This is a genomic window from Actinacidiphila sp. bgisy160, assembly GCF_965342435.1.
Lineage (GTDB): Bacteria > Actinomycetota > Actinomycetes > Streptomycetales > Streptomycetaceae > Actinacidiphila.
In genome coordinates, this window is sequence record NZ_CBDRCM010000030.1 from 36,520 (window position 1) to 60,354 (window position 23,835).

Genomic DNA, 23,835 nt, shown 5'->3' on the forward strand with positions numbered 1-23,835 from the left:
AGGTCCGCGAGGTCATCGCCATCGGCTCCGGCCCCGCCGGCTACACCGCCGCTCTCTACGCCGCCCGCGCCTCGCCGAAGCCGCTGGTCTTCGAGGGCTCGGTCACCGCCGTGGCGCGCTGATGCAGACCACCGAGGTCGAGAACTTCCCCGGCCTCCGCGACGGCATCATGGGCCCGGACCTGACGCCGGCCAACGCGCCGTAGCAACGATCCGTGACGCGATCCCTGGCGCCAAGGCCGAAGTGTGCAAGCTGGACCTGGCGTCCCTACCGTCAGTCGGCGCATGTGCCAAGACCCTGACCGATCGATTCCCCGTGATCGACCTGTTGATCGATAACGCCGGCGTGGTACGGCTCGGACCACCACAGACCACGGCTGATGGCTTCGAACTCCACCCTCGGCACCAACATGCTCGGCTATTTCTACGACTACCGCCAGCACTTCGTGGAGCGCACCGCTCCCCTCGGCAGCAACTCGAAATGGCCCAACCCGCCCGGCGCCAAGGGATTCACCCCCATGTCGAAGCGCTGGACGGTCAAGCGGACGTCCGGCTGACTGATGCTCGACCGTCGCCTGGCCCGCGACGAGGAGACTCCCCCGGTAGGTCCGAAGGACATGATCGACCTCGTCGTGATGGCCGGCGGCTCACCGGCGAGAACACCTTCTCCTGGCGCGACCCGACATCACCAGACCAAGCGTGCAATAGATAACGGGATCTTAAACCGGTCACAGATCGGCGATTTCCCCGACACGCTTAAGTGTGGAGTCGAGCGCGTCCATCACGGCGTTGTGCCGCCTCGCGCGCGCCGCCCGATCCGTCGGCACCAGCCGCGCAGCGACCTGCACGGCGTAGGCGTCCGGGTCTCCGAAGGCAGTCCGCGGATGCTCTCCAGCGTCCACGCAGTGCACCGTGACATCCTCGACCGCCTGGATTACGACTGCCCGGTCCACGCCCGGCTGCATCGCCAGTCGTACCTGGAAACGCGCCATCCACTTTTCGCGGTCCTTCTCCCTGGCCGCGTCCGTCGTCTGGTTCCTCGTCGCCACGTGCTCTCCAGGTGATCGGCAGCCTTCAGTTATGGAGTTGGACGTCGGGGTAATCGAAGTGGGTTGCGGCGAGAAGCTGATGAGTTTCAGGTGAGCCGCGGGAGCTGAACTACCTCTACCGACCCGGTCGCCGTGAGAACGTAGCAGATCACGACTTCCGGCACAGATTCTCAGCCCGACGTCAACCTCACAGGTCACTCGACCTGCTGATCTGCGGTTTTTCCCGGGGCAGTGAGGGCGGCCGTTCTCCACCCTTCGAGAGGTCGAGTCACGAAGCACGAGAGAACGGCCGCTGCCCATGAGTCTCCACCGTCCGCGGCCGAAGGGTGATCACCACGGTGGCGCCCGACCGCCGAGGTATACGGGGCAGCCGGCTGACCCACGCGCCTCCTGGGGCGCACGCTACAGACAACACAATTCGAAGTCAGCGGGGGGTGCATGGGGTCTACCGGCCGCGCACGTTCACGGTGGCCATCATGCCCAGATCCTCATGGTCGAGGATGTGGCAGTGAAATACGCTGCGCCCGGCGAAGTCGTTGAACGGGATCCGCAGGCGCACCCACCCCCGTGCGGGGACGAGGACGACGTCCTGTAGCACGCCGGCCGGCGGTATCCCGGCGCTGCCGGCAAGTACGTGGAAGGGCCAAACGTGCAGGTGGAACGGGTGAGCCATGGGGCTGGTGTTGACAACGGTCCACTCCTCGGCGGCGCCGAGGGCAACGCTCTGGTCGTTTCGGTCCGGGTCGTAAGTACGTCCGTCGATGGTGAAACGCATGCCACCCATACCTGTCCGACCCGTGCCCATGGCGAAGGTGAGTCGGCGTTTCCCGGTCACCGGGCCTCGCGGGACGGACGGTGCCGGCAGGGTCGCGGGCACCGGGGGCGTCGTTGTGGCCGGGCCGGCGGTGGCGAGAGTGGCCAGGATGACGGGACCGCTGGTGGACGGTTGACTGCCCATCATGCCGAGACTGCCGCGGTCGTAGGGGTCGCTGACCAACGCATGCCGGCCGCTGCCGGTAGGGCGCACGAGCAGGTCGGTGCGGTTGCCGGGGGCCAGAACCACGCAGTCCCGGTCGACCGGTGAGGGCAGGAACACGCCGTCCAGGGCGACCTGGGTGAGCCGGTGGCCGTCCAGCCGTAGCGCCAGCACCCGGGAAACGCAGCCGTTGATGACCCGCCACCGCTGCAGCGACCCGGGTGCGGCGGTGATGACGGGCTGCTGCTGGCCGTTGACCAGCACCAGGTTGCCCTCGCGGCCCGTCATCCTGGCCATCATGGTCGGCGAGGCGACCCGGCCGGCCCCATCCAAGGTGGTGTCGGTAACCATGAGCAGCCGGTCACCGTTGACCGGCAGGTCCGCCTCGCCCTCGGCACCGTCGACGAACAGCGCCCCGACCAGGCCGGCGAAGATCTGATCGGCGACGGTGCCGTGGTGGTGCGGGTGGTACCAGAACGTGCCCGCCGGATGCCCGACCGGAACCCTGATGGTGTAGTCGTGACTGCCACCGGGCTCGATGGTGATGAACGGGTTGTCGCTGTTGCCCGACGGGGATACGTGCAGGCCGTGGGTGTGCAGGTTGGTGGGCTGGTCGATGTGGTTGACCAGCCGCACGCGGAGCATGTCCCCGGGCCGCACCCGCAAGGTCGGCCCCGGTGAGGTGCCATTGAACCCCCACCCCGTGGTGTCCCGCCCTGCCAGCCGTACCCCTGGGGCGGCGACGAGCCGCACGTCCAGCAGCCCGGCGCGGCTGGCCAGCACCTGCGGCTCGGCCAGCCCCTGGCCGCGGGCGGCCGGCTTGAGTCGGTCGCTGGACGGGGCCCCCAGGCCAATGGCCCAGCCTGCCGCACCGGCTGCGCCCGACCCGAGCAGACCCAGCGCCCGGCGGCGGCTGATCGGCTCTCCGCTCACGGCAACATACTCCTGCGCTGCCGGTGAGCCTGCTCGTCGATCTCCGCGCGTGCGTAGGGCTCATCGAAGGATCCGGCGGGCCGACGGCCCGGCCCCCATCCGTGAGGACCCCCGGCCAAGCAGCCGACGTGGCCGCCTGGGAAGCAGTGTCGGACCGGGCGGCGTTGGTGACGCAGTTCCTCATGTGGTCATCGAGGAGAGCGAGGGCGACCTCCTGCAGGGTGGGTGGCGGCGCTGCTCTGGGTGAGGACATCGATGCGTAGCGGTCGTCCCCAACCATGCGGGTGATACCGCGGACTTACCCTTCGACCTTGTCAGCCGGGTCCGCTGCGGCTTCGATCCGGGGCTGCACGGCCACTGTGGGCGCGGCTGGCAGTGGGGTGGTGTGCCAGCGGCGCAGGCGGGAGGAGTTGGTGACGACCGACAGCGAGCTGAGGGCCATGGCGGCGGCGGCGATGATCGGGTTGAGGCGGATACCCCACAGCGGGTAGAGCGCGCCCGCGGCGACGGGGATGCCGAAGGCGTTGTAGATCAGGGCGAAGAAGAGGTTCTGCCGGATGTTGCGCATGGTGGCGCGCGAGAGCCGGATCGCGGTGACGACGCCGGTCAGGGAGCCGGAGATGAGGGTGATGTCGGCGGCTTCGATGGCGACGTCGGTGCCGGTGCCGATGGCCAGGCCGACGTCGGCGGCGGCCAGTGCCGGGGCGTCGTTGATGCCGTCGCCGACCATGCCCACGGTGCGGCCTTCGCCCTGCAGACGGCGGATCTCGTCGGCCTTGTGCTCGGGCAGGACCTCGGCCAGCACCCGGGCCACGCCGACCTGGCCGGCGATCGCGGCGGCGGTCCGGGCGTTGTCGCCGGTGATCACGACCACCTCGATGCCGAGGCGGCGGAGCGCGGCGATCGCGGCGGCGGAGTCGTCCTTGACGGTGTCGGCGACCGCCAGCACGCCCGCGGGACGGCCGTCGACAGCGGCCAGCACCGGGGTCTTGCCCTCTGCCGAGAAGCCGGCCGCAACGGCGGACAGATCGCCGGTGTCGATACCGACGTCGCCGAGCAGTCGGGCGGTGCCGACCAGCACGGCGCGGCCGTTCACGGTGGCCTGCACGCCCTTGCCGGTGACCGAGTCGAACCCGGCTGCGGCGGGCGGGGTGAGGCCGTGTTCGCGGGCCCTGGTGACGATCGCGCCTGCGAGCGGGTGCTCGCTGTCGGCCTCGGCGGCGGCCACCAGTTCCAGCAGCGAGTGCTCGTCGAAGCCGTCCATCGGACGGATGTCGGTCAGTACCGGGGTGCCGGCGGTGATGGTGCCGGTCTTGTCCAGCACGATGGTGTCCAGCTTGTGAGCGGTCTCCAGGGCTTCGGCGGAGCGGATGAGGATGCCTGCCTGGGCGCCCTTGCCGGTGCCGACCATGATCGACAGGGGGGTGGCCAGGCCGAGGGCACAGGGGCAGGCGATGATCAGCACCGCGACCGCCGAGACGAGGGCCAGGGTCAATGCCGGTGCGGGGCCGAGGGTGAACCACACCGCGAAGGTGGCGATGGCGATGGCGATGACGACGGGCACGAAGTACGCGGACACCGCGTCGGCGAGGCGCTGGATGGGTGCCTTGGACGCCTGTGCTTGCTGGACGAGCCGGATGATCTGGGCCAGCATCGTGTCGGCCCCCACCTTGTCCGCCCGCACACGCAGGGAGCCGGTGCCGTTGACGGTCGCGCCGATCACGGTGTCCCCGGCCCGCTTGGTCACGGGCATCGGCTCGCCGGTGACCATCGACTCGTCGACGGCCGAGGCTCCGGACAGCACGACGGAGTCGACGGGCACCTTCTCCCCGGGCCGGACGATCACCTCGTCACCGACCGCCACGTCATCGACCGGGATCTCGGTCTCGGTGCCGTCGCGGATCACCCGCGCGGTGCGGGCCCGCAGGCCCAGCAAGGCGTGGATGGCCTCGCCGGTGCCGGCCTTGGCCCGGGCTTCCAGGAGCCTGCCGAGCATGATCAGGGTGAGGATGACGCCGACTGCCTCGTAGTACACCTCGCGCAGCTCACTGGGCAGCAGGCCGGGGGCCACGGTGACCAGAAGGCTGTAGCCGTAGGCGGCGGTGGTGCCCAAGGTGATGAGGCTGTTCATGTCCGCGCTGCGGTGTCGCAGGGTCAGCCAGCCGGTCACGTGGATCGGCCGGCCGGTGTAGACCATCACCGGGGTGATCAGCGCCAGTTGCAGCCAGTGGTTCAGCAGCCACCCGGGAACCCAGTCGGCGCCGAACACCTCGTGCGCCATCACGGCGAACAGCACCGGCACGGTGAGCACCGCGCCGACGGCGACCCGGCGGGTCAGGTCGGTGATCTCCGCCTGCCGCTCGGCGGCGTCCGCGGCCTCCGCCTCGGCCGCCCTGCCCGGCACGACAGTGCCCGGCGGCCCCGCGGCAGCGTGCCCGCCGTCGGGGCCGGTCCGCGCCGGTGCGGCGCTGTCGCCCGGTTCGACCAGGAGCGTGCCGTGGATCATGTTCATTACGCAGGTGAAGTCGTACGAACCGGCTCGCTCGGGGCTGAGCCGCACGGTGGTGCGGGTGTGGGCGGGCAGCCCGGCTCCCACCTTCAGTTCGGGAAAGACCACCCGGGACGTGCATTCGCCCGACTCCTGGCGATCGAAGACCACCTCTACGGGGGTTCCCTGGCGGACCCGGATGACGTCGGGACGGTAGCCGCCCCGCACGGTCACCTCCACCCGCTGTACCCCGTCCTCGATCCGCGCGGAGTGGGCGCGACGCGGCCTGAAGAAGTACCAGCCCAGGGCAGCGATGAGCACGGCCGCGGACAACACGACGGCGAAATCGAGGGCACCCATGACACGCATCCCTCCTGCTCCCCTCCAGCCTGCCTCCGGCTACCCCTACCGGGTAGGGGCTGCCCGGCCGGCCACCGGGGACCGACCGGCCCCAGCGCGCCGCACGGCACGGAGAGAGGGTGGGAAGCGAGGCAACAGGTCGCCCGGCACAGCCGGGCACCCTGCCCGTCCGCCCCGGAGGTGAGGGTGATGATGTTCTGGTACGGCAACGGTGTCGGCGGCTGGGGCTGGTTCGCGATGTCGGTCGGCATGGTCGTGTTCTGGGCGGTGATCATCGGTGTCGGCGTGTTGCTCTACCGCGCCCTCTCCCGCCCTTACGAGCACACCCACACGCCCCCCGCTTCCTCGCCCGAGCAGGTGCTGGCCGACCGGTTCGCCCGCGGCGAGATCGACGAGGAGGAGTACCGGCGGCGCCTGGCGGCGCTGAGCGTCTTCCCGCACTCCACGAAACAGGCATGAGTTCCCCACCTGATCATGTTCCCGGTCCTGGTGTACGTGTACGTCCGGCCGACCCGCAGCGAGGAGGGCGAGGTCGCCAAGAGGTTCGGCAGCCGATCCCCCCACCAGCCGACCACGCGCAGGTGACTGGACGGGGAAGCAGGTCGCAGAAGCGTGGGGCCGGGATTGCGACCTACGGATGGTATGCCGGTAGCCGCACCTGGCCAGGCGGGACCCACCGTCATTCACGTGGGCGGTCTACGGCCTCACCAAAGCTCCGGCACTGCGGCTGATCACGTGCGGAGGTCGGTGCACCAGGGCCGGCGGATACCGCGGCAACGTCATCGCCTCCGCGCGTCCGGACTTCCCTCTCAGGCCGGCGAGACGCGCCGACCACCGCACAGCCCGGCTCAGGCTGCCGGACGACCCGCCATGAGGTTCCGGACCGTCGGCGGGCCGGACTGCGCGGGCGCCGTGCCTTGAGACGGCAGGGGATCATGGCGCCCCTGCTGGGCTATGTGCCGCAAGTGCGGTGGTGAGGCCCGGTGCCGGGCCCGCCCGGTGCTGGTCGGGCAGGGCCCGGTGGGGGGCGGGCGGTCAGGATGCCCGCCCCCTGTCTTTTGACGGGGTCAGCTCTTGCCGAGCAGATCGTTCATCTGCTTGATCTCGGCGGTCTGGGCGGTGATGACGGACGCGGCCAGTTCCGTGGCGGGGCCGTACTGGCCCTTGGACTTCTCGGTGCCGGCCATCTCGATCGCACCCTGGTGGTGGTCGACCATCATGTCCAGGAACATCGCGTCGAACTCGGTGCCCTTGGCCCTGTCGAGCTCGGCCATGTCGTCGGCGCTCATCATGCCGGGCATGCCGGCGGACATGTCGTGGCCCATGCCCGTCATGTCCTCCGGGACGTCCTCGCCCCACGAGGTGAGCCAGCCGGACATGGTGTTGATCTCGGGGTCCTGGGCGGACTTGATCTTCTCCGCGAGGGTCTTCACGTCGGTGGACGAGGCGCGGGTGGCGGCCAGGTCGGCCATCTCGATGGCCTGCCGGTGGTGGGTGATCATTTCCTTGGCGAAGTCGACGTCCGCCGCATTGTGGGCTCCGGCCGATGCGGGGGCGGACGCTGGCGCGGGGGCCGACGGGTCCGAGCCCGCGCCGTGGCCCATGCCGCTCATGCTGTCGCTGCCGCAGGCGGCGAGGACGACGGCTGCGGTGGCGGTGGCGGCGACCAGGGCGGCGCGGCGCAGCGCGGAACGATTGGTGGTCATGCTTTTGGGACTCCCGGGATGTGTGTGTAGGTGCACGCGAAGGTGACGTCGCGGGGCGCTGTGGCTCCGGCGACGCAGCAGCGTGCGGCCTATATCCGTAGGAGTTGGAGTTGGGCGAGGGAGGGCGGTGCCCGGCCGCCGGCGGGCGTACTCGGGGCGGTCAGGGTCGCGTGGTGGAGTTCGGCTGCCAGGCATGCGGGCGCGGCGGCGGGGGCGGTCAGCGTCGGCGACCCGGAAACCGCCGCGGACGCACAGGTGGGATCGGCGTGCTGGGGGTGGCCGTCGCAGCCGTGGTGGGTGTCCGGGCAGTCGCTGTCCTGCGCGGAGGCGGCGGTGCCATGGGCGGCAGCCTGCATCCGGTGGGTGCTCGCCGAAGCAAGCGACGGGCCCAGCGCGTGCATGCCCATCAGTCCGGCCAGCAGCCCGAAAACGAGCAGCACGCGCAGCCGCAGGGGCTGATGCGGCTGCGCGAGCCGGCTGGCACGGGTCATGGGCCCCATCGTAGACATGGGGCGACGGGGTTTCCGCAAAGCGCCCAGGGACATGAGTCACTTGGCCGGACGGCTTGAACCAATGGTCCGGGCTGTGGATGGTGTGTGTGTGTCGGGGTCTGGGCGGCGGTCCAGATGGCGAGCAGGCGCAGGGCATCGGCGGTGGGTGACGCGGGTTCGACGTTGTAGACGCACAGGACCTGGTCGTGGTCGTCGGGTAGGTGGAGGCATTCGTAGCCGAAGTGGAGCTCTCCGACAACGGGGTGGTGGTAGCGCTTGGTGCCATGGGTGCGGAGCATGACGCTGTGGTGGCGTCGCGGAGTACTTCGTCCTCGGTGGTGAAGGTCTGGATCGCAGCGACCGGGCCGAAGATCTCCCCGCGCGTGATCCGCGAGCCGGCGGGGATGTCGGTGAGAACGGTCGGCGGGTAGAAGTAGCCCGGGCCGTCCGGTACCAGGGCCCCGGCCCGTACGCGGGCGCCGACGGCGGCTGCTTCATCGACCAGGTCGGCGACGCGGCGGCGCTGGCGTGCGTCGATCAGCGGACCGAGGTCTGTGGAACGTGGCGCCCCCTGTCACCGGCCGCCACCGGCCGTTGATGAGCACACCCTCTTCTACGTGGCCGATGATGTCGTACGGGGCGCAAGGTCGTGTCCACGGAACTCTTCCTTGTGGATTGATCATGGCAGGGAAGGCGGGCAAGGACCTGTTGCCGGTGTCGCTCCTGTTGCCTGTCAGGGAGGGAGGAAGCGACACCGGCAGCCGGCCTGCCGAGGGGGCAGCAGGCACGCGTCAGCGAGATGACGCGTGCCTGCCTTGGGAAGGGGGGTTAGGCGGTGGCGGGGAAGTCGGTGGCGGGTGCGGTGGCCGCGGTCGCGTCGAGGTTCGCCTGCAGGGCCTGGACCTTGGAGGTGGCGTAGGCGTGGGAGTCGGAGCCGAGGATCTGGCGCAGGGGGCCTTCACCGGCCACGACCCGGTCGATGATCGCGGCAGCGCCCTTGACCGGGTCGCCGAGCTGGCTGCCCTGGAGCTGGAGGTGGTTGTCCACCATCTCGCGGATGCCCGGGTAGTGGTCCGTGGTGGCGGCCGGCAGCGCGAGGGAGTCCGGGGTGAGGAAGTCGGTGCGGAAGTAGCCGGGCTCGACGATGGTCACGTTGATCCCGAAGTCCGCGACCTCGGCGGCCAGGGCCTCGCTCAGACCCTCCAGCGCGTACTTGCCCGCGCAGTACAGCGCCCAGCCCGGAACGGAGACCAGACCCAGGACCGACGACACGTTGACCACGTGGCCCGCGCGCTGCTCACGCAGGATCGGCAGCGTGGCACGCAGCACGTTCCACACGCCGGTGACCTGTACATCGAGCATGTCCCGCACGTCGCGGCCGGTGGTCTCCTCCACCGCGGCCAGGAACCCGTAGCCCGCGTTGTTCACCACCACGTCCAGACCACCGAAGCGCTCAGTGGTCCTCGCCACGGCCTGCTTCACCTGCGCCTCGTCACGCAGATCGACCGTGAGCGGGAGGAGGCGCGAGGTGTCCACACCGTGACCGAGCGCCGCGAGCAGCCGCTCGGACGAACGCGTCGTCGCCGCGACACTGTCGCCGCGCTCCAGCAACTGCCGGACCAGGTGCAGCCCGAGGCCACGAGAAGTACCGGTCACGAACCAGTTCGCGGGTCGGCCAGTCGGAAAAGCCATGATCGTTCCTTACCTCATATCAGGCGCTGGGGACCGTCCCGAGCGGTCCTCGGTCCGGCATGCATCCAGCGTGGTTCACCGCACCACGCCATGGAGGCGCATATCGCGCCCTGTGAGGCCACGGACAAAGCAACCTAGGACTCACAGGGCCAGCCAGAAACGCCCGCTATCGGGGACACTGATGTGTGTGGCTGAGATGAACCGTGAACTGGCTGATTTCCTGAGACGAGCCCGCAGCCAGGGTGATCCGTCACGGGCAGGGCTTCCCCCGGACGGTCGTGTCCGCCGGGTGCCGGGCCTGCGCCGGGAGGAAGTTGCCCTCTTGGCTGGAGTGTCGACCGACTACTACGCCCGTCTCGAACAGGGGCGCCCCATCACCCCCTCGCCTGCCGTCGTCGATGCGATCGGCCGTGCCCTGGGACTGGACGCTGCGGGGCGTGCACACCTGCGAGACCTCACGGGGGTGATCGCAGCGCCGACGCGGCGCCGCGCCCGCGGCGTCCAGCGGGTCCGCCCCGGCCTGTTCCAGCTCATCGATGCCCTCGACAGCGAACCGGCTCTCGTCCTGGGCCGCCGCACCGACATCCTCGCCGCCAACCGCATGGCCAAGGCACTGTTCGCGGATTTCGAGCAACTACCGCCCAGGGAGCGCAACTACGCACGGTGGATGTTCCTCGACGCCGACGCCCGCTCCTTGTTCGTCGACTGGGAGGACCAAGCACGGGCAGCAGTCGAGAGCCTGCGACTCGATGTGGGCCGCGACCCGGACGACCGGGAAACGGCCGCGCTCGTCACGGACTTGCGTGAAAGCAGTCCCGACTTCGACCGGTGGTGGGAACAGCACCGTGTCCACCAGCGCACCCACGGCTCGAAGCGCCTCTGCCACCCTGTGGTCGGCGAGCTGACCGTCGAATACGAAACGCTGGCTCTGCCTGGCGACCCCGACACGACTCTGTTCGTCTATACCGCCGAGGCGGGATCACCATCGAAACGCGCATTGGACCTCCTTGCGAGCTGGACCCTCACTGGCTCCGTCGCCGAAACGGAGCGCCGAAGCCGGTCCAACCCCGCCCTTTGAGGACGCGAAGGCCTTGCCGACGCCATCACGCGTCGGCAAGGCCTCGGGCCCAAACCAGAGTCGCAGCAGGTCAGCGAAACCCTTGACACGGGTCATGTCTCAACGGCGACACGGTTGGACGCCCCAACAGGTCCTGGACTCAGCACCGGTCCCCCGGCTTGTCGCCGTCCGAGGGGCCATCTCACCATCGAAGGCAGCGGGGGCCGCCGGCCGACGGCTGATTCTGGCTCCTGGACGTCGCAAGCGGATCGGGTCAAGCAGTGTGCTGATAAGCCGGGTAGGTCAGGTAACCCTCGTCACCGCCCTGGTAGTAGGTGGCCTCGTCGACGGGAGCGATCGGAAGCCCGGTGCGCAGTCGCTCGACCAGGTCGGGGTTGGCAATGAACGCGCGGCCGAAGCTGACGAGGTCGGCTCCCAGCCCGAGCCAGTGGTCAGCCTCGGCGCGACCAGTCTGCTTGGGGCCCATCGGAAGCACCGGGTTCATGATGAGGGTGCCCGGCCACGCTCGGCGCAGACCGACCAGCACTTCTTCCTCGGTGGTGGCCTCGAGATGGACGTAAGCCACCCCAAGGTGGGCCAGCTCGGCCAGCAGTGCGGTGTAGAGCTCGGGAACATCAGCCTCCTTCACTCCCCAGAACGTCCCGCCCGGGGAGAGGCGGATGCCGGTCCTGGCCTTGCCAACGGCCTCGACAGTCGCCGACACCGCCTCGACGGCGAACCGGATCCGGTTGGCGATCGAACCTCCGTAGCGGTCCGTGCGCAGATTGGCGTTCGACGAGAGGAATTGCGAGATCAGGTAGCCATTGGCGCCGTGCAACTCGACCCCGTCGAAGCCGGCGTCGATGGCCCGGCGGGCAGCCTGGGCGTACGCATGGGCGTGGTCGGGCACTTCGGTGGTGTCAAGGGCGCGCGGTGTCGGCGCGGGCTGCGGGCCGGTCGGGGTGAACACCTCGCCGACGGCAGGAACAGCCGAGGGCCCGATGGGCTGCGTACCGGTGGTGTCGGGATGCGAGACCCGTCCGCCGTGCATGAGCTGGGCAAAGATCCGGCCGCCATTGGTGTGCACGGCGTCAGTCACCAAACGCCAAGCAGCGACCTGCTCATCGGTGTGCAGCCCCGGTGTGCCCGGGTTGGACTGCCCGATCAGGCTCGGCTGCACTCCCTCGGTCACGATCAACCCTGCCGTTGCCCGCTGCGCGTAGTAAGTCGCCATCGACGGCGTGGCCAGACCGCCGGCGGCGGCCCGGACCCGTGTCATCGGGGCCATCACCACCCTGTTGGGCAGGGTCAGTTCACCGAGGCGGTGATTGCTGAAAAGCATCGTCATGTCAGGACTCCAACGCGATCCGTACACTGCCCGGTTCTCGGGCACGGCAGCTACGCTAAAACCTCACATGGATGTCAGATGCAAGCCCTGTGCCACAGGTCACAGCTAGGAGGAAACGTGCGTATCGGAGACCTCGCGTCACGGACCGGAGTCAGCGTCCGGTCCCTGCGCTACTACGAGGAGCAGGGGCTGATCACCAGCACCCGCAGCGCGGGCGGGCAGCGGCATTACACGGACGGGGAGGTCGAGCGGGTCGCGTTCATCCAGCGGTTGTACGCGGCAGGGCTGTCCAGTCGCACCATTACGGAACTGCTGCCCTGCGTCGATTCCCCCAGTGAGGAGCACTCCGAAGCCGCGATGCATCGGATGGCGCACGAGCGCGAACGGCTCTCCGACCACATCGCCGACCTCATACAAACCCGGGACGCACTCGATGCGTTGATGGACGCGGCCCGCGCGGATCGGGAGACTCTGCGCACCTCACAGGCCAGCTGATCCAGGGCCTTGACCAAGTTCCTCAGCTTGTTGTTCAACCTCGCTGGGTCACCCGACCTGCTGATCTTGGTTCCTTCCTGAGACGGCAGGACGGCCGTTCTTCACGCTTCGAAGTGTCGGGCAAGGTCGCGTGCAGGCACGGCCGCTGGTGAAGAGTCTCGCTCCTGCAGCTCTCGTAGACGCCGCGCTGAGCGCATTGTCCCGCTTTCCTGTCCACCAGGATCACAAAACCGCAGGCCAGCCCCACGCGACGAGCCCAGGAAGACCGTGAAACGAGTCGAAGACCTCACCGAACAAGGCGCTCACGCTTCCGTTGCAGCAACGGCCTCACCGGGGCGCCAAGTTCTGCGTGACATGGGGGCGAACCCTGCTTGGCCGCCGGCCACTTGTCCGGTCCCGTGCCGATGGCTTCAGAAGCCGTCCGGCCCGTAGACCTTCCGTGCGTGCGAGGCGAAGGCGCGCGGTCCCAGCACGGGCATGATGATGCGTGGCACCAGAGGGGCGGTGGACAGCATCAAGGTGACGACGGCAGGCTCTGCGAGGGAGGCCAGCATGCCGAAAATGATGGGCAGCTTCTTCTTGGGAAGTCCGTTGATCGCGTGATCGCCCAGTTCGTGCCACTCGGCCGCGGTCACGTACTGGTCGACGATGGGCAGCACCTCTGCCTCTTCCACGGCCAGGTGCTCCGTCAGCGCCTCGGCGAGCGCCCGAAGGGCCCTGGCGAGTTCGTCACGGTCGGATGCGCCGGCGTTCCTCCGCCACCGCGCCAGCGAGGATGAGCACTCGGCGAGCAAGCCGTCGATCTGCTCGTGGTGCTTGTCCATGAGCTCCAGGGCAGGGAACAGATCATGCGGAGCCCGTGCTGCGAGCTTCGGCCACAGCAGGACGTCCTCGCCCTTGTGGTGCAGGTGCAGGAACTCCTCGATCATCTGGATGTGGTCCGCCACAACGGCGGCGCGGGCTGTGTCGCCGGGCGTGACGGTGAGGACGAGGCCGGGCATCCTGCCGTAGGCCCTGCGGAACGCCTCATGGACGACGAGCATGTCGCGGATGTCAGCGCGGTCGTGCTGATTGGTCACAGTTCTCCTTCGGTCGGTGAGCGGTGTCCGTCCGGTCCCGCCGTGGGTCGACGAGCGGGCAGGTGGCGGTGGTGTCCCCATCGCAGGGCGCGGGTGGACCCGTGGCCGGCTGGTGAATGGCGAACCGGCAGCGGACCGGCTCGGGCCCTGGTTCGGCGCTGCCCCTTCGCGGCCGCTGTGCGGGTACCGGGGGCGGGCCGGGGGGTGATCAGAAGACGTAGGGGATGTCGTGGATGACGTCCTGGTGGCGGATGCGCCACGCCCCGTCGGTCCGGCGGAAGGTGAAGCGGTAGTACCCGGACTCGATCGGCTTGATGGTGCCCTGGGCGCCGAAGGTGCCGGCGGGCCACCCGCCCTCGGGCTTCTTGGTTCCGACCACGTCGAAGGTGATGAACTGGGTTTCGATGCCGGCGTCGTCGCCGTCGATGGAGACCAGGTGGTCGTAGGTGGTGTGGTGGCTCCAGCCCAGGGGCGGGTGCGGCGCCATGGCCGTGGACATGGCCTCGGCGATCTGCGCTCCTCCGGAGAGGGTTCCCAGCAGTTCCATCCCGTCGGGGCCGCGGTAGTGGATCTCGACGACTGCTTCGGCCTCGTAGAGCTTTGCCAGCGCCTCGCCATCGCGCGAGTCCGCGGCCCGGGTGTAGCGGGAAACGATCTCCCTGAGCTCGCTCTCGGTGTTCATGGTGTTCTCCGGTTCCCTGCGTGTGGGGGGTCTGGGGTTTCCGCGGCGGATGGCCGCCGGGCTGCTCGCGTGCCGGGCCCTGACGCAGGTGGCTGCCAGGGCAACGCAATATGCATGCATGAAAAGTACATATTCTCAGGCGGAAGTGCAACTTTGACAGTTGCTAATATGGGTGGGCCGGGAACCGCCCGGCCCAAGCGGTGGAAGGAAGGTGGCCATGCTGGACGTGAGGTTCTCCAGTGCGCTGAAGGCCATGCTCCTACTGGGTCATGCCGAGGAGGAGGGCAGTCCCGTCCTCAGCTCGACCCAGCTCGCCAGGAGCCTGGACACCAACCCGAGCCTGGTGCGCAAGCTGATGGTCCCGCTGGTCCGGGACGGTCTCGTCGCGTCCATCAAGGGACGCAGCGGGGGTGTTCGCCTCGGCCGGCCCGCGGACCGGATCACGCTGGAAGAGATCTACCGCTCGTCCATGGGTGACAAGCCGCTGTGGGCCCCCCGGCCGGAGGGGCCGCGGGAGTGCCTGGTCACCAACCACTCCGCCGAGTACTTCGTCAGGCTCACCGACGAGACCGAGGCGGCCGTCCTGGGCGCGCTGGCAGGCCGTACCCTGGCCGACAGCCTCGACGAACTGCGCGCCATCGACCGGGCTGAGGGGGCCCTCGCATCACGCACCCGTGACGGGCGACCCGTCTGACGGCGACCCCCGGCCGGGGACGGGGCGCAGCGGTCCCTCACCAGCGGCACATCACTGAGGGGCCGGGGATTCGAGCTCGAAGACGGCAGGCGCCGACGCCACGCCGTTGACCTGCAGCGCGACGGCGTGCGGGCCTGGATGGTAGCGGCGGGTGGTGATCGGCCGGAAGGAGTGTTCGCGACTGACCCCCATCGTCTCGCCGGGGGCAAGGGTGCGGGTGGTGAGCTTGAACGTCTTTGCGGTCTGCGAGCCGTTGGCCCTGTGGTGGTGGACCACGTAGTCGATCGCCAGCCGGGCCTTGGCGGCGCCGACGTTGCGGATGGTGGCGGTGAAGCGGACGTTTCCGTCGAACGGCACCGTGGTGCGGTCGAGTACGGGGCCGTCGATCTCCAGTGTCGCCGGAGCGAAGCCGAGCAGGTCCAGGGCGCCGGGGTGACCGCGTTTGACGAGGGTACGCATTCCGTGGCGCACGAGCCGTCCAGTGGCGGGGGCCGGGGCGGTGAGCCAGCGTCGAGCGGTCGTGACGGCAAGGTCGGCGTGGTCACGGCTGACGTCGTTGAGGTGGTTGGCGACTGACCTGCGGACGTACTCGCTCTCGTCACCATAGAGGGCGTCGAGGACAGCCACGGTCGCGCCGGGGCGGGTGATGAGCTCCGGAACCCGGATTGACCAGGGAAGGTAGGGCCGGGTGCCCTCCGAGGCGAGGCGGCGCACATCGGGGTCCGGCGATCTCGTCCACTGGGCGATGATCCCAAGGGCGCGGTCGAGGTCGTGTCGCAGCAGGGTACGCAGGGCGAATTCAGAAGTCAGCCGCCCGGTGAGGTCGGTCAGGAGCTCCATCGCGTCATCGAAGGCATCGTCGCCGTGTTCGGCGACGGCCTTGGTGGCGATGGCGCTGGTGACCGGCCAGATCAGCCACCCCCTGAACACGGGGGCGCCGTCCTGTGCGGCGCGCACGACTCGCGCCAGCTCGGCATAGCCCCCAGGCACATCCGCGAGCAGGGCGTTTGTGAGCAGATCGGCCCGTTCGCGCAGCCTGAGGGGCCCGAGCTGCTGAGCGGCCGCCCGCAGCGAGGCGAGTTCCGCGCCCGGGAGCACGGCGTGGATGGCACGGGTCAGGGACTGTGCGGTGTAGCCGTTGATGAGTTCGTCGGCGAAGGGCATGGTCGTCTCCTCCAGCGTGTCGGCAGGGCAGGTCACTCGACGTGCTGCAGCACGGTGGTGAACTGCCAGTCGACACTGCTGTGGTCGATCGCTTCGTGAACCGGCGAGCCGCCCATCTCTCCGGTGATTCCCGCAGCTCCTGAGCGGGCGTGCTTGATGCTGTCATAGGAGACGATGTCCAAGATCGTGCCGTCGCCGCGCAGGACAATGCGGCGCCACCGGAACCCCGGCTGGCGCTTCAGGTACTCGTTGATGTCCGCGTTGGCCGCGACGAAGTCCTCCGGCGTGAGGCCGGGCGCGGGCCTGAGCGCGGTCACTTCCAGGATCTCGGTCATGATGGGGATCGCCCTTCTCCGATGGTGGCTGATCATGGCCGGCCGGGTATCCCCCGCCGGCGTCCCCATCAGCGTGAAGGACGGATCGCCGGGCAGGAAGGCAGCGTCTTTCTGGGTGTGGGGCACCTAGGAAGCGGCCGAGGATCCGGCAAGGCCACTGAGGATCAGGCCGGGCCGGCCCCGCAGGCCAGGTACACCACAGCCTCCTCGCTTCGGCTCCCGGGCTCGGGCGTGCCGACGAGCAGCAGTTGCCCCGGGGCGTCGACCACGTCGAAGGTCTGGTAGGTCAGCTCGATGCGCCCCACCTCGGGGTGAACGAACACCTTGAAGGCCCGGGGCAGGCTTCCCACGCTGTGCTCCTCCCACAGCGTGCGGAACTCCGGCGAGGTCTTCGCAAGCTCGTCGACAAGGTCGCTGATGCCCGCGTCGCCGGGGAACCGTCCGGCGTTCAGGCGCAGCGCGTGAACGGTGCTGCGCTGCAGCAGTTGCCAGTCGGTGAACACCGTCTTGGCCTGGGGGTGGGTGAACAGGACACGCGGCATGTTCCGCTCCACCCCGAAGGGCGACAGCAGCGCATCGGCGACGAGGTTGGTGGCCAGCACGTCGAAGGCGGGACCGAGCACGTAGGCGGCCGCTTGCGGGAACGCTTCCAGCAGCCGCAGGAGGGACGGGTGGACAAGATCGCGTGGGCTGTCCGGCGCGAGCCGGGGATTCAGTCCCGCCAGCCGGTGCAGATGCTCGCGTGCATCGGGCGCGAGACGAAGCGCACGCCCGATGGCAGCGATCACCTGCGCGGACGGATTGCGCTCACGCCCCTGCTCCAGGCGTGCGTAGTAGTCCGCGCTGACGCCCGCGAGTACGGCGACCTCTTCACGTCGAAGGCCGCGGACGCGTCGCCCCGACACGCCGCCGACCAGTCCGGCATCCGCCGGCCCCACTCGTGCGCGACTCGCGCGGAGAAAGGCGCCGAGTTCGTTGTCGCGCATCTGCATGACCTCGATGCTAGCGGGGTGCTCGTCGGGTTCACGTTTCGGTGAACGGGTCCGTCAATCGGGTGACCATGCGCACTGTCCTGTCCCTCCTCGCAGCACGTGCCTGAAGCCACACGATGGCGGCGGCCGTCAGCGCGGGCGTCACGGCCCGCCGACACGGCCGGCGGCGAACAATACTGCGGGAGGGACAGGAGCCAGTGACCTGTGGTCTCGCCTATGAGACGCTCGGACTACCCGTCGTAGCGTCTGCCGGCAGCAGTGGGCTTCCCGAAACGACGATGCGTCACGGCGTGAAGACGGCCTGCTCCTCCAAGAAGGCGCTCATGCCCCAGGTCGCGAATTCACGACCGATTCCCGACTGCTTGAAGCCGCCGAAGGGCGCCTCTCGTGAGTCGACGATCTCGTTGATCATGACGCGGCCAGCCCTGATCCGGCGCGCGAGGCGCTCACCACGAGCCACGTCACCCGTGGCGATGTATGCGTGCAGGCCATACGGAGTGTCGTTCGCGAGGGCAGCGGCCTGGTCATCGTCCTCGTAAACGATCACCGACAGAACGGGGCCGAATATTTCCTCGCGTGCGACGGTCTGGTCGTTGGTCACCGCCAGCAAAGTCGGCCGTACGTAGTTGCCGTGGTCCAGCCCGTCGGGGTGGCCCAGGCCACCGGCCAGCAACTCGCCGCCTTCGTTGAGGCCGGTCTGTATGTAGGCCTGAATGCGGTCGTACTGCGCGCGATCCAGGACAGGGCCGATGACTGTGTCTGCTTCGCGCGGGTCGCCGACCTTCAGCGCCGACACCGCTTCCGCCAGTGCCGCCTTGACCTCGTTCTCACGGCTGCGCGGCACGAGGATACGGGTACCGGCGATGCAAGCCTGCCCGTTGTTGAACAGCCCGGCCTGTACAGCGAAGGGCACGGCCAGCGTCAGGTCGGCGTCGTCGAGGATCACCGTGGGGGACTTACCGCCCAGCTCCAAAGTGACCCGCTTCATGGTGTCCACGGCGTTGTGCGCGATGATCTTGCCGGTCGCGGTGGAGCCCGTCACGGAAACCTTGGCCACATCAGGGTGCCCGGTCAGCGTATCGCCCACAGGGTTGCCCTTGCCGAAGACGACGTTTACGACGCCGGCGGGCAGGCCGGCGTCAGCAATCGCGTCGAGGACGGGCTGGGCCTGCCAGATGCCGCGCTCACTGGGCTTGATCACTACGGTGCAGCCGGCCGCCAGTGCGGCGCTGGCCTTCATCGCGATGAACCAGCTGGCGCCGTTCCACGGAGTGATCAGTACAGCCACGCCGGCCGGCACCTTGTGGATGGTGGCCTGTCCCACACGCTGAACGAACGTCTCCTCTGTGAGGAGCTGCTCGGCATCGAGGAACCAGTCCCGGGACTGGTCGACGATGTAGGCGGCGGTGGCTGCGGTGGTACCGAACTCCTCGATCAGCGCAGAGATCATGGCCTCGCGGTGCCTGGTGAAGGAGTCCGCGAGCTTGCGCAGATGGTCACGGCGCTCGCCCGGGGTGGTGGCCGACCAGCTGGGTAGTGCCTCCCTGGCGGCGCGGACGGCCTCTTCGGCGTCGGTGGCGTCTCCCAGCACCCCCTCCGCAATCAGTTCGCCGCTGATGGCACTGGTGATGGGGTACGTATCGGTACCGCGGGCCGACACGATCCGGCCGTTGATGTAGTGGCGGTTGAGCGTGTTCATCGTTGGTCTTCCTTTGCGGGGCACGGGACAGCGACTCTTAACGCAATCTAGGTGCGTTACGTGCACGCTACCATCATCCGGAGGATTAACGCATCACGAGTGCGTTATATTGTGGGCATGCACACTCGTGCTCGATCCGCAGAGGCCAAGCTCCGCCGAACCGAAGACCTGCTCGACGCCGCCCGCACTCTCGCACTCGAGCGCGGCGGCGTACGGCATGTGACACTCTCGGCCGTCACGCAGGCTTCCGGCCTGCACCCATCGGCGGTGCGCCGCTACTTCGACAGCAAGGAAGAATTGCTTCTCGAGCTCGCCGAACGCGGGTGGGACGATTGGGCCCGCACCATGTCCAGCCGGCTACAGGGGGCGCGCGACCTCACACCTGCCGAATCCGCCGCCGCCGTAGCCCACACACTCGCCGCGCAGCCGCTCTTCTGTGACCTGCTCACTCACGTTCCGCTGAGCCTTGAAGGCGAGGTCAGCCTCGAACGAGCCCGCCGTTTCAAGACTCGTTCCTTCTCCGCGTACGACTTGATCACGGACTCCATCACCACTTCGGGCACCCTCACCATCAACCAAGCTCAAGACCTGGTTGCCGCCGCACTCGGGCTGGCCGCAAACCTCTGGCAGGTCTCCCATCCCACCCCCACCCTGGCCAAGCTCTACGCGCAGAATCCCCGCTGGGGCCACGCTGCCCTCGACTTCGAGCCACGCCTGACTCGACTGCTCCAGTCGGTCGCCGTGGGACTCACCACGCTGAGTCGATCAGCCAGGACCGACCGGCAATAGGGAGCCGCTTCCACGCGATGGGGGTGGGGTGGATGCGGCGCGGGCACGGGTCAGGTGATCACGGAGGTCTCTGTATCGTGGACTCCCACCTCTACCTCGCCCTCACTCTCGTCACTGTCCGCATGCTGGCCCGCCAGGCAACGAGCCGCTACCGCTGGGACGGCCGCCCATCACTCGCGCCTCAAGTGATCCACCATCCGGTCTCATACGGGCCTTCGTACAAGGAGACACGTCCTACCAGTTGGCGGGAACCGCCGGTCCCCGGGCGATCAGGACGTCGGCTTCGTGGTGCCAGCCGAGGCAGGAATAGAGGAGTTGGCCTTCCTGACTGGCGATGAGAAGACCGGTACGGGCGCCCTGGGACACGGCGGCCTCCGCCAGAGCGCTCATCGCGGCGCGGCCCAGGCCGCGCCGGCGGTGCGCCGCGTCCGTCTCGATGCGATCGGCGATCGCATCGGCGCCGACCACGGCGATGGTGCCGCGCGCGGCCACCGCTCCGGAGGGACCGCGCGCGCCAGCTGCGGATGATCACTGACCGCGTGGAAGTCAGGAGTAGAGCGCGACGGCTCCGCCCCACAGAGCGCCCGGATTCAGGCGCTCGGGGAACCGCGCCAACATCGCTTTGAAGAAGTCGAGAGCGCTGCCGTGCTGGAGAAGCAGTTCGTCGACGGCCTCGAGGTACCGGCGGGTTTCACTGATGGTACGGGTGGCGTCGTCATCGAGCTCCTTGTTCTTGTGTCCGGCGACGATCCAGCGAGGCCTGAGGTCTTCGACGATTCCGATGGCACGGCGCCACGCGTCCAGGCCGCCGTGCCCGGCCTCGACCAGGAATTGGTGCACGCCGTTGTAGATCACGTCACCGGCGACCACGAGCTCGAGGTCAGGGACATGCAGGACGCTGGTGTCGTCGGTGTCGCTGTGACCGACTTCGGTGATCAGCAGTTCATGATCTTCGAGCGTGAACCGGTTGTCGGGCACGGTGACGGCCGTGACCGGGGTGTCCGGGATCTGACCGGGGAAGAACGTGTCCCAGAAGCCGGCACGAATCGACACGTTGTGGTGCATCTGCTTGATCGTGCCCGTCGTCGCAACAACCTGGGCGCCGAATCGCTCGGACAGGACACCGGCAGTGAACCAGTGGTCGCCGTGACCATGTGTGGCGAAAATGTGGGTCAGGTTCTTGCCGCTGGCCTCGATCCATTCACCGACGGCCTGGGCCTGAGCGGACGTCAGGGGCGGGTCGACGAGCACGGCGTCACGCTCGCCGTAGACAAGCGTGGTGGACAGGGGCGAGAACATCCGGCGGTCGCCGTTGGGGACGAGCGCGGGCACACTCAGCCGGATCGGGTCGGCGATGAAGACCTCATACGCGAGGGCGCTGTTTGGGGACATGACACTTCCTTTTGTTCACGGCGATCTGTGGATCAGGGGTGGGCGGCCACGGGGAGGGATGAATACGACGGCGAACAACTCTGCCGGGCGGCATGGCCCAGCCCCTAAGCTGCCGGTCGAGATATTGAGTGGTTTCGGTGCGTCATCGGACACGGCGGAGAGCAACAAGAGCCACGGCGCTCCCCTGAATGACGCAAAGAGCCGCACGTCGTAGGCGCTCGCCCCGCTGCACGGAGACCGAACCACCAGGAGTCCGATGTGGTTCTCAAAGGGTGGTCCGGCGCGGCGCCGACTGCTTGGGCGCAAGCGAGCCGGACGGCCAGGGCGCACGTGGTACGGCCGGCTCGATCTCACCCAGTGTGTACGTGACAGACCTACGAGTCCCCACGTTCCTCATGTGCTCCCCCTCAGTTTCGACAGCTTCTGACGGAGCACGTCGAGGTCGGGGGTAGGCGGCGGAACAATCGGCACTACTTGGGACGGCTGCCGTGCGTCCCGAGCAAGCTCATCGCGGTGCCCCACGACGTCGCGGCGGGGCGCGTTGGTCAGCCGGCCAGTTGCGGGTAGAGGGCGGCGAGGTCGGCTGACAGACCCGCCTTGACCTGACGGGAGAGGTCGTCGGCCAGCACCTCGTAGGCGTCGGATTCGATCCCGTCCAGCGCCTGCTCCGCGACGCTCTGCGGCGACGCCTTCGGCGCGTCGATGTGAGCAGCCAAGTCGGTGTCCACGTACCCGACATGCAGCCCGGTGACATTGACGCCGCGCGGCTTCAGCTCCAGGCGGAGCGAGTTGGTCTGCGACCACAGTGCCGCCTTGGAGGCGCTGTAGGAGCCGGAGAGCGCGACCCAGGACAGGACCGAGTGCACGTTGAGCAGGTGGCCGCCGCCGTTGGCCTCGATGATCGGGGCGAAGGCCCGGATCATCCGCAGGGGGCCGTAGAAGTTGGTGTCGAACTCACGGCGGACGTCGTCCACCGGTGAGGTCAGGAACGAGGCCGCCACGGCCCCCGCGGCGTTGTTGATCAGGATGGTGACGTCCTGCGCCTGCTCCGCGGCGGCGGCCACCGAGTCGGGGTCGGTGACCTCCAGGGCGAGTGCGACCGCGCCGGGGTGGGTGACGGTGCGCGGGTCTCGGGCGGTGGCGTAGACCTTCTTGGCCCCTCGGGCGTACAAGGACTCGACCAGGGCCCGGCCGATGCCTCGGCTGCCTCCGGTGACAAGGACGGTCGAACCTGCGATGGCGGTCATGAATCCACTCCCAGCGTGACGACCCGACGGCGGAAACCGATCGGTTTCCAGCACTGTAAACCGATCGGTTTCCATTCGGCAACACAAGGCGTAGGCTCTCTTCCATGACTTCCCGCACACCCGCCCCGACCGCCGCCACCGCCACGGCTCCGACTCGCGAGCGACTCCTCGACGCCGCGGCCGCGCTCTTCTACCGGCAAGGCGTCAACATCGGCATCGAGGCACTGTGCCGAGCGGCCGGAGTCTCCAAGCGGTCGATGTACCAGCTCTTCACCAGCAAGGACGACGTCCTGGCGGCAAGCCTGGACCGCGCCGGCTCCCGCTACCTCAGCCGGCTGCTCCCCGCCCCCGAGGCCGACCTGCCACCACGCGATCGCATCATGCACGTCTTCCATCACCTCGAGTCGCTGTCCGCGTCACCGGAGTACCTAGGCTGCCCCTTCCTGGCGACCGCCTTCGAGCTCAAGAACCCCGAGCACCCCGCCAGCGTGGTCGCCCGACGCTACAAGGACGCCCTCACCGGCTTCTTCCGCGAACAGGCCCATCGGGGCGGAGCGCACAACGCCGATCAGCTCGCCCACCAGCTCACCGTCGTCTTCGACGGATCCAGCGCCCGCGCCATGACCCAAGGCAACAGCCTGGACGGCCTGGCCACGGCCACCGCCACCGCCCTGCTGGACAGGGCAGGAATGCCCTGACAGCTCAGCACCGCCGAACCGCGAAGGCCCGGGCCCCCCGGCACAGTCCTTACATTTCAGTGGTCCACGCGGCCCGAGAAGAGGCCCTGCACGGATGGCGGGAACGCGGACACACCTACAGGCCCGGACAATCACGAATCCCCCCGGGCCGGCAACCGAGACGCCACCCTCAGCCCTACCCCGCATTCCCACACTTGTGCGAACTGTGCGGGATGCAGGCTGGAACCGGCGTAGCGGAACCAGGCGCCGCAGATACGTCCGTCGCCGGCGCCCGGGCCGGCGGCTCACCCATGCTGCGGCGCGGGCGGGCCGTCGGCAGTACCCGCTACGCTCGCAGTCCCATGGCCCATTCGTTGACGACGGTGAGGGCTCCGGTTTCGGGAGCCGTCCTCAGCCGCTCGATGTGCCGTGTCCGGTCCCGGATCCAGGGCACCTCCTCGAGGGCGAGTTGCCGCTCGAATTCAGCCTGG

General features: G+C 68.7%; 23 protein-coding genes and 4 pseudogenes. 9 read left to right on the forward strand and 18 right to left on the reverse strand.

Annotation, left to right across the window (positions count from 1 at the left end):
• Nucleotides 1-14: 14 nt before the first annotated feature.
• Together ACRWNP_RS22800 and ACRWNP_RS22805 are read left to right on the forward strand one after the other, a co-directional pair.
• Nucleotides 15-184: pseudogene (locus tag ACRWNP_RS22800) on the forward strand (thioredoxin-disulfide reductase); the annotation flags it as partial.
• Between the two features lie 195 nt (nt 185-379).
• Nucleotides 380-556, forward strand: coding sequence for a hypothetical protein (locus ACRWNP_RS22805; protein ID WP_431964194.1), 177 nt, complete (start codon nt 380-382; stop codon nt 554-556).
• A 171-nt stretch (nt 557-727) separates the two neighbouring features.
• Here ACRWNP_RS22805 and ACRWNP_RS22810 read toward each other — a convergent pair whose 3' ends face one another.
• From ACRWNP_RS22810 to ACRWNP_RS22820, 3 genes are all read right to left on the reverse strand, one after another.
• Nucleotides 728-1,048: a hypothetical protein gene (locus ACRWNP_RS22810; RefSeq protein ID WP_431964196.1), complete on the reverse strand. Its 321-nt coding sequence runs from the start codon at nt 1,046-1,048 to the stop codon at nt 728-730.
• 445 nt (nt 1,049-1,493) lie between these two features.
• Nucleotides 1,494-2,957: a multicopper oxidase family protein gene (locus ACRWNP_RS22815; RefSeq protein ID WP_431964198.1), complete on the reverse strand. Its 1,464-nt coding sequence runs from the start codon at nt 2,955-2,957 to the stop codon at nt 1,494-1,496.
• A gap of 298 nt (nt 2,958-3,255) precedes the next feature.
• Nucleotides 3,256-5,805 carry a heavy metal translocating P-type ATPase gene (locus tag ACRWNP_RS22820; RefSeq protein ID WP_431964200.1) on the reverse strand — a complete coding sequence of 850 codons (2,550 nt, stop codon included), beginning with the start codon at nt 5,803-5,805 and terminating at the stop codon, nt 3,256-3,258.
• Nucleotides 5,806-5,994: 189 nt separating this feature from the next.
• On the opposite strand from ACRWNP_RS22820, the gene ACRWNP_RS22825 reads away from it, so the two are divergent.
• Nucleotides 5,995-6,264 (forward strand): SHOCT domain-containing protein, encoded by a 270-nt coding sequence (locus ACRWNP_RS22825; protein ID WP_431964202.1) that lies wholly within the window; start codon nt 5,995-5,997, stop codon nt 6,262-6,264.
• Between the two features lie 608 nt (nt 6,265-6,872).
• Here ACRWNP_RS22825 and ACRWNP_RS22830 read toward each other — a convergent pair.
• The 5 genes and pseudogenes from ACRWNP_RS22830 to ACRWNP_RS22850 all read right to left on the reverse strand — a co-directional run bounded on the left by ACRWNP_RS22830 (nt 6,873) and on the right by ACRWNP_RS22850 (nt 9,694).
• The gene (locus tag ACRWNP_RS22830; RefSeq protein ID WP_431964204.1) at nt 6,873-7,511 is read right to left on the reverse strand and encodes a DUF305 domain-containing protein; all 639 of its coding nucleotides are present in this window, start codon (nt 7,509-7,511) and stop codon (nt 6,873-6,875) included.
• Nucleotides 7,512-7,600: 89 nt separating this feature from the next.
• Nucleotides 7,601-8,002: a DUF6153 family protein gene (locus ACRWNP_RS22835; protein ID WP_431964206.1), complete on the reverse strand. Its 402-nt coding sequence runs from the start codon at nt 8,000-8,002 to the stop codon at nt 7,601-7,603.
• Nucleotides 7,999-8,304, reverse strand: a pseudogene (locus ACRWNP_RS22840) (hypothetical protein); the annotation flags it as partial. The gene ACRWNP_RS22835 and the pseudogene ACRWNP_RS22840, both read right to left, overlap by 4 nt.
• Nucleotides 8,305-8,324: 20 nt before the next feature.
• Nucleotides 8,325-8,552: pseudogene (locus ACRWNP_RS22845) on the reverse strand (aldehyde dehydrogenase family protein); the annotation flags it as partial.
• A gap of 278 nt (nt 8,553-8,830) precedes the next feature.
• On the reverse strand, nt 8,831-9,694 hold the full coding sequence (locus ACRWNP_RS22850; protein WP_431964208.1) for an SDR family oxidoreductase: 864 nt from the start codon (nt 9,692-9,694) through the stop codon (nt 8,831-8,833).
• A gap of 187 nt (nt 9,695-9,881) precedes the next feature.
• Here ACRWNP_RS22850 and ACRWNP_RS22855 point away from each other — a divergent pair, with 187 nt between their 5' ends.
• Nucleotides 9,882-10,772 (forward strand): helix-turn-helix transcriptional regulator, encoded by an 891-nt coding sequence (locus ACRWNP_RS22855; RefSeq protein WP_431964210.1) that lies wholly within the window; start codon nt 9,882-9,884, stop codon nt 10,770-10,772.
• A 253-nt stretch (nt 10,773-11,025) separates the two neighbouring features.
• Here ACRWNP_RS22855 and ACRWNP_RS22860 read toward each other — a convergent pair whose 3' ends face one another.
• Nucleotides 11,026-12,099: an alkene reductase gene (locus ACRWNP_RS22860; protein ID WP_431964212.1), complete on the reverse strand. Its 1,074-nt coding sequence runs from the start codon at nt 12,097-12,099 to the stop codon at nt 11,026-11,028.
• Nucleotides 12,100-12,216: 117 nt separating this feature from the next.
• Here ACRWNP_RS22860 and ACRWNP_RS22865 point away from each other — a divergent pair, with 117 nt between their 5' ends.
• Nucleotides 12,217-12,594: a MerR family transcriptional regulator gene (locus ACRWNP_RS22865; RefSeq protein WP_431964214.1), complete on the forward strand. Its 378-nt coding sequence runs from the start codon at nt 12,217-12,219 to the stop codon at nt 12,592-12,594.
• Between the two features lie 410 nt (nt 12,595-13,004).
• Here ACRWNP_RS22865 and ACRWNP_RS22870 read toward each other — a convergent pair whose 3' ends face one another.
• Both ACRWNP_RS22870 and ACRWNP_RS22875 read right to left on the reverse strand, forming a co-directional pair.
• A complete protein-coding gene (locus ACRWNP_RS22870) occupies nt 13,005-13,673 on the reverse strand; it encodes a hemerythrin domain-containing protein (protein ID WP_431964216.1) in 669 nt (222 codons plus the stop codon).
• A 208-nt stretch (nt 13,674-13,881) separates the two neighbouring features.
• Nucleotides 13,882-14,355, reverse strand: a complete 474-nt coding sequence (locus ACRWNP_RS22875) for a nuclear transport factor 2 family protein (protein WP_431964218.1) — start codon at nt 14,353-14,355, stop codon at nt 13,882-13,884.
• Nucleotides 14,356-14,572: 217 nt separating this feature from the next.
• Between ACRWNP_RS22875 and ACRWNP_RS22880 the strand changes: the two genes are divergently transcribed.
• Nucleotides 14,573-15,049 carry an RrF2 family transcriptional regulator gene (locus tag ACRWNP_RS22880; RefSeq protein WP_431964220.1) on the forward strand — a complete coding sequence of 159 codons (477 nt, stop codon included), beginning with the start codon at nt 14,573-14,575 and terminating at the stop codon, nt 15,047-15,049.
• A gap of 51 nt (nt 15,050-15,100) precedes the next feature.
• On the opposite strand, the gene ACRWNP_RS22885 is transcribed toward ACRWNP_RS22880, so the two are convergent.
• The 4 genes from ACRWNP_RS22885 to ACRWNP_RS22900 all read right to left on the reverse strand — a co-directional run bounded on the left by ACRWNP_RS22885 (nt 15,101) and on the right by ACRWNP_RS22900 (nt 19,239).
• Nucleotides 15,101-16,213, reverse strand: a complete 1,113-nt coding sequence (locus ACRWNP_RS22885; RefSeq protein WP_431964222.1) for a DNA alkylation repair protein — start codon at nt 16,211-16,213, stop codon at nt 15,101-15,103.
• A gap of 32 nt (nt 16,214-16,245) precedes the next feature.
• Complete coding sequence (locus tag ACRWNP_RS22890) at nt 16,246-16,674, reverse strand: hypothetical protein (protein ID WP_431964224.1); 429 nt, start codon at nt 16,672-16,674, stop codon at nt 16,246-16,248.
• A 38-nt stretch (nt 16,675-16,712) separates the two neighbouring features.
• Nucleotides 16,713-17,540 carry a helix-turn-helix transcriptional regulator gene (locus tag ACRWNP_RS22895; RefSeq protein ID WP_431964225.1) on the reverse strand — a complete coding sequence of 276 codons (828 nt, stop codon included), beginning with the start codon at nt 17,538-17,540 and terminating at the stop codon, nt 16,713-16,715.
• A gap of 283 nt (nt 17,541-17,823) precedes the next feature.
• A complete protein-coding gene (locus ACRWNP_RS22900) occupies nt 17,824-19,239 on the reverse strand; it encodes an aldehyde dehydrogenase family protein (RefSeq protein ID WP_431964227.1) in 1,416 nt (471 codons plus the stop codon).
• A 117-nt stretch (nt 19,240-19,356) separates the two neighbouring features.
• Here ACRWNP_RS22900 and ACRWNP_RS22905 point away from each other — a divergent pair, with 117 nt between their 5' ends.
• Both ACRWNP_RS22905 and ACRWNP_RS22910 read left to right on the forward strand, forming a co-directional pair.
• Nucleotides 19,357-20,028, forward strand: coding sequence for a TetR family transcriptional regulator (locus ACRWNP_RS22905; protein ID WP_431964229.1), 672 nt, complete (start codon nt 19,357-19,359; stop codon nt 20,026-20,028).
• Between the two features lie 74 nt (nt 20,029-20,102).
• A pseudogene (locus tag ACRWNP_RS22910) lies at nt 20,103-20,201 on the forward strand (IS5/IS1182 family transposase); the annotation flags it as partial.
• A 61-nt stretch (nt 20,202-20,262) separates the two neighbouring features.
• On the opposite strand, the gene ACRWNP_RS22915 reads toward ACRWNP_RS22910, so the two are convergent.
• The 3 genes from ACRWNP_RS22915 to ACRWNP_RS22925 all read right to left on the reverse strand — a co-directional run bounded on the left by ACRWNP_RS22915 (nt 20,263) and on the right by ACRWNP_RS22925 (nt 22,667).
• Nucleotides 20,263-20,520, reverse strand: a complete 258-nt coding sequence (locus tag ACRWNP_RS22915; RefSeq protein WP_431964231.1) for a GNAT family N-acetyltransferase — start codon at nt 20,518-20,520, stop codon at nt 20,263-20,265.
• Nucleotides 20,521-20,574: 54 nt separating this feature from the next.
• Complete coding sequence (locus ACRWNP_RS22920; RefSeq protein WP_431964233.1) at nt 20,575-21,420, reverse strand: MBL fold metallo-hydrolase; 846 nt, start codon at nt 21,418-21,420, stop codon at nt 20,575-20,577.
• A gap of 545 nt (nt 21,421-21,965) precedes the next feature.
• A complete protein-coding gene (locus ACRWNP_RS22925) occupies nt 21,966-22,667 on the reverse strand; it encodes an SDR family oxidoreductase (protein ID WP_431964235.1) in 702 nt (233 codons plus the stop codon).
• 104 nt (nt 22,668-22,771) lie between these two features.
• Between ACRWNP_RS22925 and ACRWNP_RS22930 the strand changes: the two genes are divergently transcribed.
• Entirely contained in the window at nt 22,772-23,365 is a 594-nt protein-coding gene (locus ACRWNP_RS22930; protein ID WP_431964236.1) for a TetR/AcrR family transcriptional regulator, read from the forward strand.
• The last annotated feature ends 470 nt before the right edge of the window (nt 23,366-23,835 follow it).